Consider the following 16,572-nt stretch of genomic DNA (forward strand, 5'->3'; position numbering starts at 1 on the left):
GCTTCGTCGCTGCGCTCCTCGCAATGACGCCCAACGCCCTTATCCCGTCCGATATCGCCGTGCGAACGCCACGCTGCCGAACACCGTAAAGGCCATGGTCACCGCGAGCAGCATGAAGGCGAGCGCGGCGCCCATCGGCCAGTTGTTGCCGCGCACGAACTGGTCGTAGACGGCCGGCGCCATCATCTTGAATCGCGGGCCGCCGAGAAGCACCGCCGTTGCATAGGTGTTCATGCACAACACGAACACCAGGATCGAGCCGGCGGCCACGCCGGGGCCGGACAGCGGCAGGATCACCCGCCAGAACACCCGCGCGCCCGAGGCGCCGAGATTGGCGGCGGCATATTCCAGGTCGCGGGGAATGCTTTCGATGACCGCCGAGAGCGTCAGGATCATGTAGGGCAGCACCACGGCGATGATGCCGATGATCACGGCCTTGGTCGTGTACATGATCTCGAGCGGCGCGGAGATCAGGCCAAGCTTCATCAGGCTCGTATTCACGAGCCCGTCGCGCGCGAACAGCGCCATCCAGCCGGCGGAGCGGACGACGTTGCCGACCAGCAGCGGAAACAGGGTCGCGATCACGACCAGGCTCTTCCAGCGACTCTCCATGCGGCCGAGCCAATACGCCGCCGGAAACGCCAGGATCAGCGTGAGCAAGGTGCACAGCAGCGCGATGCCCAGCGTGGCCAGGATGATCTGCTGGTAGTACGGATCGGTCGCGGCCTTGATGTAGTTGTCCGGCGACAGCGCCTGCACCATCAATTGGGTCGGGCTGAACTGGTTGAGCGAGATCCGGAACATCAGGATCATCGGCCCGACCAGCAGCGCCAGGACCAGCAGACAGGCAGGAACGACCAGCAGCGCCATCGCGCGAGCTCCGATTGCAGATGAGCGGCGCATCAGCCGCATGCTCCTGCGGCCTGCGCCGCAGGAGCATGAGTTCAAGGCTTACGCCTTGAACTCCTTGTTCCAGAAGTCGAGCGTGCGCTGCGAGCGCCCTGCGGCATAGGCATAGTCCGGCTTCAGCAGGCGGGCGCGCTCAGCCTCGGTCAGGCTGACCTGCTTGGCGAGGTCCTCCGGCAGCACGGCGTCGGTGACGGTCGGGACGTAGCCCATCTTGTCGGCGAAGCCGCCTTGCGCCTTGGCGTCCAGCATCGCGTCGAGATAGGCGAAGCCGCCGGCCTTGTTCTTGGCGTTCTTCGGAACCGAGGCCTGGAACACGATCGCCGGGGTGCCCTCCTTCGGCACGACGTGGGCGAGCGGGATGCCGGACTTCTTCCACATGAAGCCGCGGGCGAGCCACATCGTGGTCAGCCACACCTCCTCCGACTTCAGCGCCGCCGCCAGCGCCTCGTTGGACGGATAGATCTTCACGTCGAGCGAGCGCCATTCCATCAGCTTCTTCTCGGCCGGATCGAGATTGCTGACGCCGCCACCGCCGGCGAGCGCCGCCGCCAGCGTGTTGTTGGGATAGAGGATGTCGGCGAGGCCGATGCGGCCACGCCATTTCGGATCCCACAGATCCGCGAAGGATTGCGGCGGCGTCTTCACCTGGTTGGTGTTGTAGAGGATCACCTGCGCCGAATAGATGTGCGGGATCGCGATCTCGCTCCGGAGCTCCGGGAACACCTTGTCCAGCCGCTTCACCTGCGCCGCATCGACCTTCTCGAACACATCCGATTGCGACACGATGTAGGCGTCGTTGTCGGACAGGCAGGCGACGTCCATCGAGCCGCGCCGGCTCTGCCGCTCGGCCAGCAGCTTGGTCTTGCGCGGATCGGCATTGGCGACGTCCTGCACGATCTCAAAACCCCTGGGCGTCATGATCGGCTTGTCGATGATGTCGGAGAGCAACTGGCCGTAGTCGCCACCCCAGGTGCCGACCACGACCTGTCCGCCCTCGGCGCGCGCAGAGGGCATGCCGGACGCCAGCGCGGCGACGCCGGCGCTGGCAGAGAGAAAGTGACGTCGCGAAATCATGGGAGAACCTCTCGCTGTGAATGGATGGTGTTTACGAAGCTGTCTGCGGCACGAGACGCGGGACCTTGCGGTCCCATTCCAGGGACACGGGATCGTTCGGTTTGAGTGTTGCCAGCGGCTCGCTCGCGTCGGGCGTTGGCCTGACGGCCACCAGCGTCTCGTCGCCGATCGCCACCACATATTCGCTCTGCGCGCCCATATAGGTGATCGCCAGCACGCGGCCGCGCACCTCGCCGGACTCACCGGCCACCACGGCAATGCGTTCAGGCCGCAGCGCGAAAGCATCGGCATCGTCGCGCTCGCCGCTGGCGACATCGACCGGTAGCAGCAGGCCGCCGTTGGTGCGGAACTGGCTCTCGTTCGCCCGCCGGCCCGCCACGATGTTGCATCGGCCGACGAAGTCGGCGACGAACGCATCCTTCGGCGAGTCGTACAGCTCCTGCGGCGTGCCGATCTGGCGGACGCGGCCGCCCTCCATCACCACGAGGCGGTCGGCCATGGTCAGCGCCTCCTCGCGGTCATGCGTCACCATCAGAGTGGTCAGGCCGAGCCGCTGCTGCAGCGCGCGGATCTCGAGCCGCACCTCGGCGCGCAGCTTGGCGTCGAGATTCGACAAGGGCTCGTCGAGCAGGAAGATGCGCGGATTGATCACCAGCGCACGCGCCAGCGCCACGCGCTGCTGCTGGCCGCCGGACAATTGCCGCGGCAGCCGGTCGGCGAGATGCGACAGCCGTACCAGCTTGAGCGCGTCGGCGACCTTGATCTTTCGCTCGACCGCGTTGAGGCCGCGCATCTCCAGGCCGAAGCCGACATTGTCGGCCGCGCTCATGTGCGGAAACAGCGCATAGGACTGGAACACCATGCCGGTGGCACGCTTGTAGGCCGGCAGATGCGTGACGTCCTCGCGGTCGAACAGCACGCGGCCGCTCGTGGGCGGCAGGAAGCCCGCGACCATGCGCAAGGTCGTCGTCTTGCCGCAACCGGAGGGCCCGAGCAGCGCGACCAGCTCGCCCTCGTTGACCGAGAGATCCAATCCTTCCACTCCGATGGAGGTGCCGAAGCGCTTGGTCAGCTTCTCGAGCGTGAGCTGCGCCATCACACCACCCGCGACAATTTGACGAAGCGATCGGTCACCACCATCAGCAGTCCGACCAGCGCGATCTGCACGGTGGCGACGGCGGCGAGCGTCGGATCGATGCGGAATTCGAGATAGTTCAGCATGGCAACAGGCAGCGTAATGCGGCCGGGACCGACCAGCAGCATCGACAGATCGAGATTCTCGAAACTCTGGATGAAGGAGAACATCGCCGCCGCGACGATCCCTGAGCGCATCATCGGCAGGGTGATGCGGCGGAACACCGTGAACGGGCTCGCACCGAGATTGGCGGCGGCCTCCTCGGCGGCACGGTCGAGCCCCTGCAGGCTGGCGACAACCAGCCGCACCGTCCAGGGAATCGCGAGCAGCGTATGCGCGGCCACGAGCCCTTCCGTCGTCGCCTTGATGTCGCGGTCGAGCAGATCCTCGGCGAGCACGTAGAACATGTAGAGGCCGGAGCCGGCGACCACGCCGGGCACCGCCAGCGGCGCCAATAGGAACGACGACAGCGCCTGCCGACCGCGGAACTCGCCGCGCACAATGGCGAGCGCAGCCGCGGTGCCGACGGGCACGCCGATCGCCGTCGCGAGCAGCGCGACCTGGAAGCTCGTCACGAGGCCGCGCAGGAATTCCGGCTTGCTCAGCGCGTTGGCGTACCACTTCAGCGACAGGCCAGGCGGCGGGAAGCTCACGATCTCCTGCGCGAAGAAGCTGGTCACCACGATCATGATCACGGGCGCGAAGATAATTGCGTAGGCGACGACGATCAGTGTCCGCACTGCGAATTGGCCGAGTGATGGTTGTCCCGTAAAACGGAACAGCATTGCAGACACCTCAACAAACAGATCAGCAACTTGTGCGGCGGCATCGTAGTCGGCAGCTCCGCTGCCGCCAAGCCTGCGACACGAGTTATCGCAATGCACATACGCATGGGCGGAGCGATGCAGCGACGCCACGATCCTGACGCGTGACGTGGCGCCACCTCCATCTTGGCGCTAGCGCCATGCGCACCTGCCCCGTCGCCGGCGTGACCGATTTTCGACTTTCGGAATCTTCGAGGACCGCACAGGCGGACTTGACGCGTGCGCGCCGGTCCGTCGCGGCGGCGCGGATTTGAGCAATGCGTGCTCAATTCTTGCACCGGCACGATCCAATATTTTGTGCGCCTACGGACAAGTCATCCGCGCAGGCTCGCACCTAAGCTTGCCGTCGAGCTTGGACCGGGGCGACGGCACCAATGCACCGCCGGACCAGCGCGACACATCGTTCGAAGGAGCTGGCAACATGCAGACGAGGCTATTCACTGGAGCGCGGCGCGCGTGGCTTGCCGCGCTCTGCGCCATCATTGCGACGGGACTTCTCGCGCCGATCGACGCACAGGCGGCGGCGCCCGCAGGGTGCGCGGCGCTCAAGGAGAAATATCCGGACTGGAAGGGCAAGACGCTCGTCAACGCCATCAATCCGCACACACCGGGCTACGAATCGATCGACCCGAAGGATCCGAGCAAATATGTCGGCTTCGACATCGACCTCGGCGAAGCCATCGGCGACTGCCTCGGCTTCAAGCTGACCTACAAGCCGGTCACGTTCGCCGCGCTGCTGACGACGCTGGCGAGCGGCCAGGCCGACATCGTCATCTCCGACATCTATGCCACCAAGGAGCGCGCCAAGGCCGCCGACTTCATCACCTACTCCAAGGTGTTCGACGGCGTGCTGGTCGCGAAGGGCAATCCGAAGGGCATCAACGGGATCAACATGACGATGTGCGGCGCGGCGGCGGCCGAGAACACCGGCTATGTCGAGGTGCCGCTGATCCAGGACCTCGCGCCGAAGTGCAAGGCCGAAGGCAAGCCGGAGCCGACGCTGCAGCTCTACGACAACAACGCCAATTGCATCCAGGCCATCCTCGCCGGTCGCGCCGACACCTATGTCAACGACGTCAACACGGTGGACCAGGCGGTGAAGGCTTATCCGGACAAGCTGGAGAAGGCGATCGCGGTGACCATCCCCTATTCGGTCGGCATCGCCGTGCCGAAGGACAAGCCGAAATTCCGCGACGCCGTGCTCGCCGCCCTGATCGAGGTGCAGAAGGAAGGCATCCATCAGGAGCTGCTGAAGAAGTGGCAGCTCGATCCCGCGAACTTCAAGGAGCCGGATATTTTGACGGCGGACTAAGAGCACCGCTCCGTTTGACGCGAGAGATAGCGGCGAAGACGGCGCGCTCCCCTCCCCCTTGCGGGGAGGGGGTGGGGGTGGGGGTCCACAGATGACAGTCTTTGCTGGGCCCCCCCTCCCCAACCCTCCCCCACAAGGGGGGAGGGAGCGCACCGGCTCCTCAGCGACACTCCAAGCTCAGCGGCTGACGTGTGCATATGAGCCAACTTCGTAGTTCGTAGGGTGGGCAAAGCGCAGCGTGCCCACCAACGCTGTTCCGAAACACCACGGTGGGCGCGGCGCTTCGCGCCTTTGCCCACCCTACGGCACTCATCAGGCTGCAATCATCGATGTCCCTCTTCCTGCACTATCTCAGCATGCCGTATCTGCTCATGGGCATCGAGCTCACGCTGCAGGTCACCGCGCTCGGCCTGATCGGCGGACTGGTCCTCGGCCTCATCCTCGCCGGCATGCAGCTCAGCCGGTTCTGGCTGCTGGCCGCGATTGCGCGCGGCTATACCGTGATCTTCCGCGGCACGCCACTGATCCTGCAGATGGTGTTCGCCTACGACGCGCTGCCGCATATCGGCATCAAGCTGCCGGCGGTGCTGGCGGCGGGCCTCGCGCTCGCCTGCAACGAGGCGCCGTTCATCGCCGAGATGCTGCGATCCGGCGTGCTCGGCGTCGATCGCGGCCAGCTCCTGGCGGGCCAGGCGCTCGGCATGACGCCATCAGTGCTGATGCGCCGGATCATCGCGCCGCAGGCGATCCGCACGATGATCCCGGCCTTCGGCAACGAGGCGGTGAGCGCGCTGAAGAACTCCTCGCTCGCCTCCGTCATCGCCGTGCAGGAATTGACCTTGCGCTCGACGCAGCTCGCCTCCTCCACCTTCGACTTCTTCTCGATCTTCTTCGCCTCGGGTCTCATCTATCTCCTGCTGACCGGCGCGATCAGCGTCATCCAGCTCGCGCTGGAATGGCTGCTCGATCTCGACCGCACGACGAAGCAGCGCCGGCTCGCCGATTATCTCCCGTGGCGCCGCATCGATCTCGCCACCAGCCTGGCGCAGGCCGAAAAGGTCCCGGTCGACGCCACACCGCCCGAGCCGGCCGAGCTGAAGGAAACGCCGCCGCTCGCGCTGACGGTCGAGGACCGCGCCCGGCGCGCCGCGACCATCGCCCGCAACAACGTCGCGGTCGAGGTCAAGGAGCTGCGCAAGGCCTATGACGGCAACAGAGTGCTGGACGGGCTCGATCTCACGGTGCGCATCGGCGAGGTGATCGCGCTGCTCGGCCCCTCCGGCTCCGGCAAGAGCACCTTGCTCCGCTGCATCAATCATCTGGAGAACTGGGATGCAGGCGAGATTCGCGTCGGCGGCCGCAAGCTTGGCTTCGACGAGCAGGGGCGCAGGCTGACGCCGCGCGCGGTCGCCAACGAGCGCGCCAATGTCGGCGTCGGCATGGTGTTCCAGCAGTTCAACCTGTTTGGGCATCTCACGGCGAAGGAGAACGTCGCAGGTCCCCTGCGCTGGGTGCACGGCCTGGGCCGGTTCGAAGCCGACCGCCGCGCGGCCGAGTTGCTCGACCGCGTCGGCCTGTCGCATCGCGCCGATGCGCTGCCGCGGCATCTCTCCGGCGGCCAGCAGCAGCGCGTGGCGATTGCCCGCGCGCTGGCGCCGAACCCGAGCGTGCTGCTGCTGGACGAGCCGACCTCCGCGCTCGATCCCGAGTTGGTCAACGAGGTGCTGGAGGTGATCCGCCGCCTCGCCGTCGACGACGGTCTGACCATGATCATCTCGACGCATCAGGTCCGCTTCGCCGACGAGGTCGCCGACCGGGTCGCCTTCCTCAATGGCGGCGTCATCCTCGAAGAGGGACCGGCCCATGAGGTGCTGACCAACCCGCGCCACCCGCTGACCGCGCGCTTCCTCTCGGTGATGGAGGCAGAGCGGCCGGAGGATGCGGTCGCATGAGTTCATCCTTCACGTCAACATCAACGATCTCGCGTCCGATCTTTCATGAGGCCCTTGCATGAAGCACCATCTGCTGCCGGTGTCCCCGAAGACCATCCATTGGGGGTATTTTTCCAAGGTGGTGACACCGGCTCTCACCTTGCGCTCCGGCGACCGCGCCACGATCGAGACGCTGACGCATCACGCCAATGACGACTATGAGCGCATGATCAAGGACGATCCCGGCGCCGAGAGCGTGTTCAAGTGGACCAGGGAACACAAGGCGGTGGCACGGCGCGGCTCGGGCCCGACCGAAGGCCCGTTCATCCGCGGCTCCGGTGAGGGCGTCGGCGTGCATCTGCTGACCGGCCCGGTTGCGATCGAGGGGGCCGAGCCAGGCGACGTGCTGGAGGTGCGCATCCTCGACATCAAGCCGCGGCCGAGCCGGTGCGGCTGCCATGCCGGCAAGTGCTTCGGCTCCAACGCCGCCGCCAATTGGGGCTTCCACTATCACGACCTGATCGAGGAACCGAAGCCGCGCGAGGTCATCACCATCTTCGAGCTCGACACATCGGGCGAGCCGTTCGCCAAGGCGGTCTACAACTATGTCTGGACGCCGCAGACCGATCCCGACGGCATCGTGCATCCGACCATCGACTATCCCGGCGTGCCGGTCGACCACAGCACGATCAGGAAGCGCGAGAACATTTTGCCGAACATCAAGGTGCCGGCGCGGCTGCATTTCGGCACCATGGGGCTGGCGCCGTCGGAGGCCGACTACGTCTCCTCGATTCCGCCGAGCTACACCGGCGGCAACATCGACGACTGGCGCATCGGCAAGGGCGCGCGGATGTATTATCCGGTCGCCGTGCCCGGCGCGTATTTCTCGGTCGGCGATCCCCATGCCGCGCAAGGCGATAGCGAGCTCGGCGGCACCGCGATCGAGACCTCGCTGACCGGCGACTTCGAGTTCATCCTCCACAAGAAGAGCGACCTTGGCGGCACCCAGCTCGAAGGCCTCACGCATCCGCTGCTGGAGACCGACCAGGCGTGGTCGGTGTACGGCTTCACCTATCCGAACTATCTCGCCGAGCTCGGCGCCAACGCGCAGACCGAGATCGCCAGCCACTCCAGCCTCGACCGCGCGATGCGCGACGCCTTCCGCAAGCTCCGCCGCTTCTTGATGACGGTGCATCATCTCAGCGAGGACGAGGCGATCTCGCTGATGTCGGTCGGTGCCGACTTTGGCGTCACCCAGGTGGTGGATGCCAATTGGGGCGTCCACGGCACGATCCGGAAGAACGTGTTCCGGTGTGATTGATTCGACGTTGGTCATAAAAGCCGTCGCGCAGTGCGCACCCTCCCCCCTTGCGGGGGAGGGTTGGGGTGGGGGGTGCCCCGGGCGACACTGCCGATGTGGACCCCCACCCCCAACCCCTCCCCGCAAGGGGGAGGGGAGCGCACTCAGCGCGCGGCGACAGCGTTGGCTTCAATGAAACCGGGACGAAAGCACTGGCCAGCGCCGACATGCCGCTACAGAGACGACAGACCATGAAACTCATCTGGCACGGGGGTTGCTTCGAATTCCCGGACCCGGGTCGTGCCATGAGTTTTCGTCCGTTCACCAGTGAATCCTACGCGCGGGACGAGCGTCCTGAGGCGTGGCGTGATGTCCTGAACGCGGTCGGGTTGCAGCCGGCTGCCAAGGCGCCGTTCTATGACGGCCATGCGACCGCCTCGCATCGCAGCGCGCCGGGTATCGCGCTGTCGCGGCTGGCGGCGGGCTCGCAGGTCATCACCGCGGTTCCGCAAGCCCATGAGGACCTGCCGATTGCGTTGCTCGCGATCGACGACGGCGCCGTGCTCCGCAGCGGCGACAGCCATCGCATCGTCCCCGCGGGACATCTGATGCTATTGCCGCGCGTCGGCGACTGGAACATCGCGTTCCAGCGCGATCTGCGCGCCATCGGGCTATCGGTGACATCAGATGCCCTGCATGGCCGCATCAGCGGCAAGCTGAAATTGGCCGCCCCACAGGTGATCGCGCCAAGCGGCCTTGCCGACGTAATCTGCCGCACCATCGAGGCCACCGCGCGGGCGCTCGAAACGCTCAGCGACGCCGAATGGAGCACGGTCGCGCAGAGCCTGGTCGATCTGCTGCTGACGCTCGCGCATCAGCAGGCGGTGCCAGCAACGGAGGCCGGCAGCAGCGCGACGCAGGCCGCGATCCTGCACCGGATCTGCCAGACCATCGAGCGGCGGCTCGACGATGCCGAGCTGACGCCGGCGCGGGTGGCCCAGGCCGAAGGCATCTCAGAGCGCTATCTGCAAAAACTGTTCGAAGGCGCCGGCGACAATTTCAGTCACTACGTCAAGGAACGGCGGCTGCAGAGGGCCTGGACCGACCTGTCCAATCCAGCCGAAGCCAACCATTCGATCTCGGAGATCGCCTATCGCTACGGCTTCGCCGATTCAGCGCATTTCAGCCGCAGCTTCCGCGCCCGCTTCGGCCTGTCGCCGCGCGAGTTCCGGCAGCAGAAGGCGGAACAGGCGATGACGTCGGCGGCCCCGCGCGGTCAGCGCGGCTGGCCGCAGGATGCGCTGGCGCAGCAGCGCGTCTGCGAGAGGCCGGCGGCGGCCAGGAGCGATATCGCCCTGCCCGCGCCAGCCAACGACCAGGACGCGCGGCGGCATCACCATCATCTGGCGGTGTCGGCCGAGCGCGTGCATTGGGGCTATTTCAGCCGCTCGCTGCCGCCGCAGATGGAGGTCTCGTCCGGCGACACGATCACGATCGAGACGTTGACCCAGCATGCCTCCGATGATCCGGAGCTGATGATCTCAGGCGATGCCGCTGCGCTCAGCGTGTTCGGCTGGACCAAGGCGAAGAAGAACGTCGACCGCCGCGGCGCCGGTCCGATGGACGCCAGCGTGTTCGGCCGCGGCGCCGGCGAAGGCTTTGGCGTCCACATCTGCACCGGCCCAGTCGCCATCAAGGACGCGCAGCCCGGCGATGTGCTCGAGGTGCGCATCCTCGACATCGTGCCGCGGCCGAGCCGCAATCCGAAACATGAAGGCCGCGTCTTCGGCTCCAGCGTGGCGGCATGGTGGGGCTATCACTACAATGAGCTGATCGCTCCGCCCGCGCCGCGCGAGGCCGTCACGATCTACGAGATCTTCGCCGACGATTCCGAGCCGCATGCGCGCGCACTCTATTCCTATCGCTGGGAGCCGCAGACCGATCCGGCCGGCGTGGTGCACGCGACCTACGACTATCCCGGCGTGCCGGTGGCGCCCGGCAGCATCAAGCGCCGCCACGGCGTGCTCGACAACATCCGCATTCCGCTGCGGCCGCATTTCGGCGTGATCGCCGTGGCGCCACGCGAGGCCGACTTCGTCGATTCGATTCCGCCGTCCTATTTCGGCGGCAATCTCGACAATTGGCGGCTCGGCAAGGGCGCGACCGTGTATCTCCCCGTCGCCGTTCCCGGCGCGCTGCTGTCGGTCGGCGATCCCCACGCTACCCAGGGCGACGGCGAGCTCGGCGGCACCGCGATCGAATGCTCGATGACCGGCACATTCCAGGTCATCCTTCACAAGAAGTCGCAGCTCGCCGGACAACCTTTTGCCGATCTCACCTATCCCCTGATCGAAACCGAGACCGACTGGGTGCTGACCGGCTTCAGCCACCCGAACTATCTCGCCGAGTTCGGCGCGCAGGGCCAGAGCGAGGTCTACGCGACCTCCTCGCTCGACCTCGCGATGAAGGATGCGTTCCGCAAGATGCGCCGCTTCCTGATGCACATCAAAGGCCTGAGCGAGGACGAGGCGGTCGCGCTGATGTCGGCCGCGGTGGATTTCGGCGTCACCCAGGTCGTCGACGGCAATTGGGGCGTGCACGCGATCCTCAGCAAACGGCTGTTCGAGGATGCGGGCTGAGTTCACGCTAAATCGTAGGGTGGGCAAAGGCGCGCCCGCGAACCTGCGACATCGATCATGATGTACGTCGCGCCGTGCCCACCGCGGCGCATCCGCTGATGATGGTGGGCACGCGTCGCCTGCGGCGCCGCTTTGCCCACCCTACACATTCACTCGCAGAGGAATCCGACCATGCAGTTCCACATGATCTCCGGCGCGACGAAACCCGTGGCGCCGTTCAGTCACGCGGTCGAGACCGACGGCTTCGTGTTCGTCACCGGTCAGATGCCGGATTCACCGGAGGCACCGGGCGTGCTGCCCGACGGCATCGTGGATCAGACGAAGGCGGTGATGCAGAACTTGAAGGACATCCTCCAAGGTCTCAACCTTGGTCTCGAACATATTGTGATGTCTCGGATTTACCTGACCGAGTTCAAGCGCGATTACACGGCAATGAATGAAACTTACCGTTCATTCTTCCCGCCGGACCGGCTGCCGGCCCGCACCTGCGTCGGCGTCACCGGTCTCGCCTATGACGCGCTGATCGAGATCGATCTGGTCTGCCGAAGACCATAATACCCATTGGTAAACATCTCCTCAACGCAGGCAACCGTCATTCGATCCGGGCTGGGGAGCGTCCCGCTGTTGCCGATTGTGTGCCGAGGCTTGGCGGTGTCAATTCGCCGGACAATCAGGCGGGATCGGGGGAGTGCCATGCCGTACCAGTTTTCCAATCGTCAGCAGATCCGCAAGCCGGCGGTGACCAGCAAGGGCGGCATCGTCGCGGCACAGTCACGGCGCGCCGCCGAGGTCGGGGCCGAGGTGCTCGCCGCGGGCGGCGACTGCGTCGACGCCGTGGTGGCGACCGGCTTTGCGCTCGGCGTGCTCGAGCCGTGGATGAGCGGCCTCGGCGGCGGCGGCGCCATGCTGCTGTACCGCGCCAGGGACAACCACGTCGAGGTGATCGACTACGGCATGCGCGCCCCCGACAGCCTTGACGTCGCGGACTATCCGCTGGCCAACGACGGCAGCGTCGCAGCCGACATCTTCCCCTGGCCCCGCGTCAAGGACGACCGCAATCTGCACGGCCCCGGCGCGATCGCAGTGCCCGGCGTCGTCGCGGGCATGGAGGCGGCGCATCGCCGCTACGCGCGGCTGCCGTGGCAGGATCTCGTCACGCCGAGCGTGAAGCTCGCCGCCGAGGGCCTGCTGGTGGACTGGTGGACCACCGTGATGATCTCGAGCTGCGCCGCAGACCTGCGCCGCTATCCCGGCAGCGCCGCGGCCTATCTGAAGGATGGTTTGCCGCCGAACCCGCAATGGGGCGCGAAGGCGGTGACGCGGCTGCCGCAGGAGCAGTTGAAGGCGACGCTGGCACATCTTGCCAGCGCCGGCGCGCGCGACTTCTACCGGGGCGACATTGCGCGCTCGCTCAGCCGCGACATCCAGGCCGCCGGCGGCGCGCTTTCGGTGGATGACCTCGCCGCGTTCGAGGCGCATCACCGCGAGCCGCTGCGCATTCCCTATCGCGGCGGCACGGTGTTCGCGACGCCGGAGCTGACGGCCGGCCCGACGCTCGCACACGCCTTGCGGCTGATGCAGGCGCGCGTGACGGCCTCGGGCAAGACGCCTGATGCAAGCGCCTTCATCGCCTATGCCGAAGCGATGCAGTCGGCCTATCGCGAACGGCTCAACGACATGGGCGATGCGCCCGGCAAGCGCGCGCTCGGCGCCGAATATCTGGCACCGGCCTGCACCACGCACTACTCGGTGGTGGACCACGACGGCAACATGGCCGCGGTGACGCAGACCCTGCTGTCGGGTTTCGGCTCGAAATTCCAGGCGCCGCAGAGCGGCATCATGATGAACAACGGCATCATGTGGTTCGACCCGACGCCGGGCACGACGAACTCGCTGGCGCCCGGCAAGCGCTGCCTCACCAACTACACGCCGGTGCTGGCGCAGGCCGCCGATGGCCGCCGCCTCGCGCTCGGCGCCTCCGGCGGCCGCCGCATCCTGCCCGCCGTGGCGCAGATGCTCTCCTTCGTGATGGACTTCGGCATGGATCTCGACACGGCGATCCACCAGCCTCGCATCGACGCCAGCGAGGGTGACGTGGTCGGCGCGGATACGCGCCTGCCGGAGGAGGTGATGGACGCGCTCACGGCGAAGTTCGAAACCGTCCCAGCGCCCGTGCAGACCATGCCGATGAAATTCGCCTGCCCCAGCGTCGTGATGCGCGAGGGCGACGTGAACAGCGGCGCCACGGAGATCTTCCATGCGTGGGGAGATGCGGTGGCGGAGAGCTGACGCAACGATCCGTTAGATTCGAGATATCGCCACGATGACGATGCGCTCCCCTCCCCCTTGCGGGGAGGGGAGATGAGATCGTGGCGCTGTCACCGCAGAACTTATGAACGGAGTTCGGGGCAAGCGCTGCTGGAGATCACCCCACCAGCGCCTGCACCAACCCACTCTCCGGATCCGCCAGCTCGTCGATCACGTCGAAATGGTGCCGGTCCGGCGCCTCGACATAGGCAGTGGAGGTCCCGAGCCCGGTCCAGATGTTGGCGAGCAGCTGGGCCTGGCGGCGGAATTCGTTGCGCTCCGCGCCGCCGACCCAGGCGGTGACACGCGCAGCATCGACCGGCACCAGCAGCGCCGGGCTCTCGCGCAGCGCGGTGGCGTCATCGATATGAAGCGTGTCGTTCATCGCGGTCCGCTGCAGCGGGCGCAGATCGTGCAGGCCGGAGAGCGAAACAACGTTGCTGATCCGCGCCTGCCGCTCCGGCGGCAGCGGCGCGCCGCGGCAGATCATGCGGCTGACGAGATGGCCGCCAGCGGAATGGCCGGTCAGCGCCACCGGACCGCTGACCTCGTCCATCGCCCGCGCGATCGCCTGCGCCACGTCGGCCGAGATGTCGGCAATGCCGACCTCGGGGCACAGCCGGTAGGACGGCATCGCCACGGCATGGCCGTGCGCGATCGGTCCTTGCGCGAGGTGCGACCAGAAGCTCTTGTCGAGCCGCATCCAGTAGCCGCCATGCACGAACACGACGAGGCCCTTCGGCATCCCCTCGGGAAGAAACAGGTCGAGGCGCTGCCGGTCGTGCGCGCCATAGGCGATGTCGAGCCTGGCGCGGCCTTGCCCCGCCAATGTCGTGCGATAGGCTTCCGCCGGCGCGACCCACAGGCCGGGCCAGCGCTCGCCACCGGCGATGTTCGGGCCGTTGGCGTAGGCGTTGTCCCAGTCCTTGACGGCATAGAGCATGAGGATCTCCTGATCGAATGATGAGCGCGAGGCTCACAGGCCGGTGCGCAGCTTCCAGAGCTCGGGGAACAGCACGATCTCCAGCATCTTGCGCAGATAATTGACGCCGCTGGTGCCGCCGGTGCCGGTCTTGAAGCCGATGATGCGCTCGACCGTGGTGACGTGGTTGAAGCGCCAGCGGCGGAAATAGTCCTCGAAGTCGACCAGCTTCTCGGCGAGCTCATACAATTCCCAATGCCGCTGCGGATCGCGATAGACGCTGGTCCAGGCGGCCGCCACCTCCGGGCTTTCGCTGCGCGTGCCGCGCCAGTCGGTGCGCTGCCCGTCGGCGCCGATGAAGAAGCCGCGCCGCGCCAGCAGCCGCAGCGCTTCGTCGTAGAGGCTCGGCTTCGCCAGGATCGCTTCCAGCTCGGCGGTCAGCTCGGGGTGATGCGCATGCGGGCGCAGCATCGCCAGATTGCGGTTGCCGAGCAGGAATTCGATCGAGCGATACTGGAACGACTGGAAGCCGGAGGACTCGCCGAGCTTGTCGCGGAACAGCGTGTATTCGCTCGGGGTCATCGTGCGCAGCACGTCCCAGGCGCCGTTGAGCTGCTCGAAGATGCGCGACACCCGCGTCAGCATCTTGAATGCCGGCTGCACGTCATCCCTGGCGATCGCCGCCATCGCCGCCTTGATCTCGTGGATGGCGAGCTTCATCCACAGCTCGGAGGTCTGGTGCTGGATGATGAACAGCAGCTCGTCATGGGCCGAGGACAGCGGCGCCTGGGCGTCGAGCAGGCGATCCAGCATCAGATAGTCGCCATAGGACATCCGTCCCTTGAAGTTCATCCGCGCACCCTCGGTGGCGGGATCGTAGGGCGCGCTGCTCACGTCACGAGCTCCTTCTGGCGATAGTCGGCCCTGTCCCACAGCCTGTTGTCGAGGACCTCCGCGAGGATGCCCACGGCGCCGCGCACCTCGGCCTCGCCGATATAGAGCGGCGTGAAGCCGAAGCGCAGTGCATCCGGCGCGCGGAAGTCGCCGATCACGCCGCGCGCGATCAGCGCCCGCATGATCGCATAGCCGTCGGGATGGCGGAACGACACCTGGCTGCCGCGCCGCGACGGATCGCGCGGCGACGCCAAGGTCAGCGACGGACAGCGTTTCTCGACCTCGGCGATGAACAATTCCGACAGCGCGATCGAGGCCGCGCGCACGTCCTGCATCGACACGCCGTCCCAGGCGTCGAGCGCGGCATCGAGCGCGGCCAGTGCGATGATCGGCGGCGTGCCGATGCGCATCCGCTCGATGCCGCCGCCCGGGCGATAATCGAGATCGAAGGCGAACGGCGCCTCGTGCCCCATCCAGCCCGACAGCGCCGGCGGCGCGATATCGGCATGGCGCGGCGCGACATAGATGAAGGCCGGCGCGCCGGGGCCGCCGTTGAGATATTTGTAGGTGCAGCCGACCGCGAAGTCGGCGTCCGCGCCGGCGAGATCGACCGGCACGGCGCCGGCGGAATGCGCGAGGTCCCACACCGCGAGCGCACCGGCGTCATGCGCCTTTGTCGTCAGCGCCGTCATGTCGTGCATCCGGCCGGTGCGGTAATCCACCTCGGTCAGCATCAGCACGGCGACGCTGTCGTCGATCGCCGCCTCCACCTGCTCGGGTGCGACCACCTTGAGCGTCGCGCGGTCGCCGAGCATGCGGACCAGGCCCTGCGCCATGTAGAGATCGGACGGGAAATTGCCGCTGTCGGACAGGATGACCCGGCGTCCCGGATTGAGCGACAGCGCCGCGGCGAGCGCCTGATACACCTTGATCGAGAGCGTATCGCCCATCACGACCGTGCTGGGCGCGGCCCCGATCAGCCGCGCGATGCGATCGCCGACGCGGCGCGGCTGCACCATCCATCCGGCGGTGTTCCAGCCGCGGATCAGCTCCTGCCCCCACTCCGCTTCGATCATGCGGCCAACGCGGGCGGGCACGGCCGACGGCAGCGCGCCGAGCGAATTGCCATCGAGATAGATGACCCCTTCAGGTATCGTGAAGAGCGATCGAGTCTTGGAAAAATCGGTCATGCTGCCCCTGTGTGGTTCGCCGCCCTGCATGCATGATTCGCGCCGGGTCGGACCAGATCAAGCCGGTTCCATCGCGACCGGCACCCCGTCGGCCGCATGGCTCGCGAAGACGTGACGATGGCGACACAATCCAGC

Annotated in this window: 13 protein-coding genes; 6 read left to right on the forward strand and 7 right to left on the reverse strand. The window is 66.6% G+C overall.

The genetic code is table 11. The features are described from left to right. Positions 1–39: 39 nt before the first annotated feature. From QX132_RS14295 to QX132_RS14310, 4 genes are all read right to left on the reverse strand, one after another. On the reverse strand, positions 40–870 hold the full coding sequence (locus QX132_RS14295) for an ABC transporter permease (protein WP_316161598.1): 831 nt from the start codon (positions 868–870) through the stop codon (positions 40–42). A gap of 81 nt (positions 871–951) precedes the next feature. Next, positions 952–1,983, reverse strand: a complete 1,032-nt coding sequence (locus QX132_RS14300) for a PotD/PotF family extracellular solute-binding protein (RefSeq protein WP_315736636.1) — start codon at positions 1,981–1,983, stop codon at positions 952–954. A 31-nt stretch (positions 1,984–2,014) separates the two neighbouring features. After that, positions 2,015–3,079, reverse strand: coding sequence for an ABC transporter ATP-binding protein (locus QX132_RS14305; RefSeq protein WP_315736635.1), 1,065 nt, complete (start codon positions 3,077–3,079; stop codon positions 2,015–2,017). Next, positions 3,079–3,903, reverse strand: coding sequence for an ABC transporter permease (locus QX132_RS14310; protein ID WP_315754810.1), 825 nt, complete (start codon positions 3,901–3,903; stop codon positions 3,079–3,081). Before QX132_RS14310 ends, QX132_RS14305 begins: the two co-directional genes overlap by 1 nt. 460 nt (positions 3,904–4,363) lie before the next feature. Between QX132_RS14310 and QX132_RS14315 the strand changes: the two genes are divergently transcribed. From QX132_RS14315 to QX132_RS14340, 6 genes are all read left to right on the forward strand, one after another. After that, positions 4,364–5,254: an ABC transporter substrate-binding protein gene (locus tag QX132_RS14315; RefSeq protein WP_315778972.1), complete on the forward strand. Its 891-nt coding sequence runs from the start codon at positions 4,364–4,366 to the stop codon at positions 5,252–5,254. Between the two features lie 329 nt (positions 5,255–5,583). Then, complete coding sequence (locus tag QX132_RS14320; protein WP_316161600.1) at positions 5,584–7,206, forward strand: amino acid ABC transporter permease/ATP-binding protein; 1,623 nt, start codon at positions 5,584–5,586, stop codon at positions 7,204–7,206. Positions 7,207–7,264: 58 nt separating this feature from the next. After that, positions 7,265–8,506, forward strand: a complete 1,242-nt coding sequence (locus QX132_RS14325) for an acetamidase/formamidase family protein (protein WP_315796139.1) — start codon at positions 7,265–7,267, stop codon at positions 8,504–8,506. Positions 8,507–8,790: 284 nt separating this feature from the next. Then, positions 8,791–11,124 carry an acetamidase/formamidase family protein gene (locus QX132_RS14330; RefSeq protein WP_316161602.1) on the forward strand — a complete coding sequence of 778 codons (2,334 nt, stop codon included), beginning with the start codon at positions 8,791–8,793 and terminating at the stop codon, positions 11,122–11,124. Positions 11,125–11,295: 171 nt separating this feature from the next. After that, on the forward strand, positions 11,296–11,679 hold the full coding sequence (locus tag QX132_RS14335) for a RidA family protein (RefSeq protein ID WP_316161604.1): 384 nt from the start codon (positions 11,296–11,298) through the stop codon (positions 11,677–11,679). A gap of 138 nt (positions 11,680–11,817) precedes the next feature. Further along, on the forward strand, positions 11,818–13,413 hold the full coding sequence (locus QX132_RS14340) for a gamma-glutamyltransferase family protein (RefSeq protein ID WP_316161605.1): 1,596 nt from the start codon (positions 11,818–11,820) through the stop codon (positions 13,411–13,413). Between the two features lie 136 nt (positions 13,414–13,549). On the opposite strand, the gene QX132_RS14345 is transcribed toward QX132_RS14340, so the two are convergent. The 3 genes from QX132_RS14345 to kynU are packed head-to-tail and all read right to left on the reverse strand — an operon-like array spanning position 13,550 to position 16,437. After that, positions 13,550–14,374 (reverse strand): alpha/beta hydrolase, encoded by an 825-nt coding sequence (locus QX132_RS14345; RefSeq protein ID WP_316161607.1) that lies wholly within the window; start codon positions 14,372–14,374, stop codon positions 13,550–13,552. A gap of 33 nt (positions 14,375–14,407) precedes the next feature. Further along, complete coding sequence (kynA, locus tag QX132_RS14350) at positions 14,408–15,247, reverse strand: tryptophan 2,3-dioxygenase (RefSeq protein WP_316161609.1); 840 nt, start codon at positions 15,245–15,247, stop codon at positions 14,408–14,410. After that, positions 15,244–16,437 (reverse strand): kynureninase, encoded by a 1,194-nt coding sequence (gene kynU, locus QX132_RS14355; RefSeq protein ID WP_316161611.1) that lies wholly within the window; start codon positions 16,435–16,437, stop codon positions 15,244–15,246. Before kynU ends, kynA begins: the two co-directional genes overlap by 4 nt. Between the last annotated feature and the right edge of the window lie 135 nt (positions 16,438–16,572).

The sequence above is a fragment of the Bradyrhizobium sp. SZCCHNRI20481 genome, from assembly GCF_032485055.1.
GTDB lineage: Bacteria > Pseudomonadota > Alphaproteobacteria > Rhizobiales > Xanthobacteraceae > Bradyrhizobium.